We start from the raw sequence: 2,060 nt of genomic DNA on the forward strand, positions 1-2,060 counted from the left end.
ACCGTCATCGGCACCGGCTGGCCCCAGCGATAATAAATCTTCGCGGCATTGTTGACAAGCTGATTGAAACCGCTGGCGATAAAATCATTGAATTGAATTTCGGCAATGGGCCGCCTGCCCAGCAACGCCGCACCCGTCGCGCATCCGATGATGGCTGCTTCGGCCAGCGGCGTGTTGATCATGCGTTCGCCGAATTCAGGGAGCATGGATTTGAGAATGACGAAAGCATTGCCGTAACTTCCGCCGATGTCTTCGCCGAGCATAAACGTGTTCGGATCACGCCGCATTTCCTCAACTAATGCTTCGACGATCGCCTGCCAAAACGTTTTGCCGTTCGCATCGAATACCGCACCAATTGGCTCTGCCAGAGGCCAAAGCTTTGGCGCAGGATGAACAAAATTGCGCCTCGTTGGCAGGGATTGTGGTGTCAGCCAATCGCCATCAGTTACAACCGGATGGCCGGCGAGCTTGGCATCGGGCCACGGCGCGGCAATCACTTCTTGCGCTGCGCTTTCGATTTCACGTTCGACCTCCGCAAGCATTTTTTTCAGTTCGGCTTCATCCAGCACGCCGGAATCGAGCAGGTTATTTTGATAGAGCTTGATGGGATCCTTCTGATACCAATAAGAATATTTTTCGGCATCGACATAACCGCCGGAGATTTTCGTCGGCGCAACAAATTCGAGAAATTGCTCCGGCTCTTTGCCGAAATACAACATATCATCATGATGCGCATGGCCGCACATGCGCATCACGACGAGTTCGATCAACACCGGACCGTTGCCCGCGCGGCACGCTTCTGCCGCTTCCGTTACCGCAGCGAAAATTTCTTCGGGATCCGTGCCGTCAATCGTTATGCCACGCATGCCGTAGCCAATGGCTTTCTGTGCAAAGTTGAAAGCAGCACATTGTTCATGTCCCGGGGTTGACAGCGCGGTTTGATTGTTTTGCACGATGAATATGATCGGCATTTTTTGCACCGCCGCGAAGTTGATCACTTCGTGCCATTCACCGGACGAGGTTCCGCCCTCGCCAATGCAATTGATGATCACGCGGCCGCTGCCTTTCAACGCGAAACCAATGCCGCATGCCGAGCCTGTGCTAATCGTAATTGGCGCGGCAGGAGGGATGATGCCGCAGGCAAAATCTCCGATGTGCAGATCCTTCCCGTTTGTCGGCTTGCCGATCTTTCCCATTTGCGCCGCCATCACATCATAAGGCCTTTGCCCCATTGCCAATGCGAGCCCGAGATCACGAATCATGGGCGCAACAAAATCACCGGTATAATTGCCGTTTTGTTTAAATTCCTCGCCACGCTTCAAGCGAATCGCAGCAGCGTAAATCGCCTCTTGCCCCATCGAACGAAAACCTTTGCCCTGAAACGGCGCGCCGTCGGGCTGTTTCACTTCACTGCTCATGAAGAATTTTTTAAGCCGGGCATCGAGATGGCGCGTGCGCAGCATGCCGCGCATAATCTCACGTTTTTCTGCGGCAGATAGCGAGTGTTTGATCTGAGTGCGATTGAAAGCAGCCTGTAAATCTTGCAGGAGGCGATCGCTAAAATGATCGAGCATGCCGCCGGTGCTCATCATCGGGTATGCCTCCGGCGGCCGCGCAATTTTCGTGAGCCGGGACAGGCGGAGGCGCACGGCCTCGAGGCAGCGCTTTTCGAATTGCTCAAATTGTGTTGGCGAAAGTTCGGCGGGAAAATCAGCCAGGAGTCTGCGCAGCCGTGTTTTAAAATCCGATAGTAAAAACGGCGCGCATTGGGCGAGGGTGGCGACCAGCGTTGCTTCCACAGAAGCCGCGGCCAGCGGGGTGTCAGCTTCAGTTCGTTCGGCAATGACCACGGTCATAAATGATGAAATCCTTGCTTGAAATTTCAACCGGCTGTAAGAGAGGGAAGAGATACCAAAACAAAGCGGGACGCATCTGGCGACGCGTCCCGCTGGAAACGATCAGTTCTGGAATCAAGCCGAGGCTTTGATGAACAAATCCACCAGGCCTTTGTAATTGTTGGCAACCATGTTCATCGCATCTTCACGGCTGTGCTTGTTGTT

At 53.9% G+C, this 2,060-nt stretch carries 1 protein-coding gene; it reads right to left on the reverse strand.

All coding sequences use genetic code 11. The annotated features are described in order from the left end of the window. Positions 1-1,856: hypothetical protein (locus FBQ85_29675; protein ID MDL1879300.1), on the reverse strand; the 1,856-nt coding region annotated here is incomplete at its 3' end. Between the last annotated feature and the right edge of the window lie 204 nt (positions 1,857-2,060).

This window comes from Cytophagia bacterium CHB2 (assembly GCA_030263535.1).
Taxonomy (GTDB): Bacteria; Zhuqueibacterota; Zhuqueibacteria; order Zhuqueibacterales; family Zhuqueibacteraceae; genus Coneutiohabitans.